The 627-nt window shown below is 44.8% G+C and carries 1 protein-coding gene; it reads right to left on the bottom strand.

Annotation, left to right across the window (positions count from 1 at the left end; translation table 11 throughout):
* Window positions 1–559, bottom strand: a 559-nt coding sequence (locus CLOSYM_RS19350; RefSeq protein WP_242828709.1) for a phage portal protein, incomplete at its 3' end; no start/stop codon positions are given.
* Between the last annotated feature and the right edge of the window lie 68 nt (window positions 560–627).

Raw genomic sequence — 627 nt, 5'->3', positions numbered from 1 at the left:
GTGAATGTCCGAACGGCCTGACCGCATCCGGCCGATAAATAATTGGGACCAGCAACGGATAAGGCGCACTATTCAGTATACTTTCAGCCTCTTTCTTCCCGGCCCGGTAATAATCCGTTCTACCCGGTACGAAATATGCTTCCAATGTTGGTTTTTTGTCCTTATCTACTTCCAGTACTGCGTACCCCTCGGTCAAAAGACCGGTAATCGGGTCTATAATTCCCGTTGCGCTTCCTCCGTCGATGACCTGTAACCGTGGGAATCCGTCCTTGTCGGCACTGATGTAGATAAAACAGCAGGATGACACCAATGCAGATAGTACCGCACTATCAAACAGTGTGTCCGGATTATTCATCTGAAATATTTCGTTTAGGTCAAAATTGTCGTCCATAAATTCACGAAATATAAGCCTATCTGATAGGGAATCTACCGCTTTCCCGCACCAGCCGAGAACGGATTTCCAGTTCTTCAAGTTTGGCGGAGTCGATATTCCCATATCAACAAAGCTATTTTTCATTTCATAATATTTGTACCGGAGCTGCACCCTTGATTTTTTCATGTCCAATTTTCTCCGCAAATATTCAATGCCATTTAGTTCTGTCATGTCGTTCTCCTTTTGGCGTGTGT

Origin of the sequence: [Clostridium] symbiosum ATCC 14940 (assembly GCF_000466485.1) — a bacterium.
GTDB classification, from domain to species: Bacteria; Bacillota; Clostridia; order Lachnospirales; family Lachnospiraceae; genus Otoolea; species Otoolea symbiosa.
Note: the sequence above shows the minus strand (reverse complement) of the source record. Positions and strands in the feature narration are given on the sequence as shown.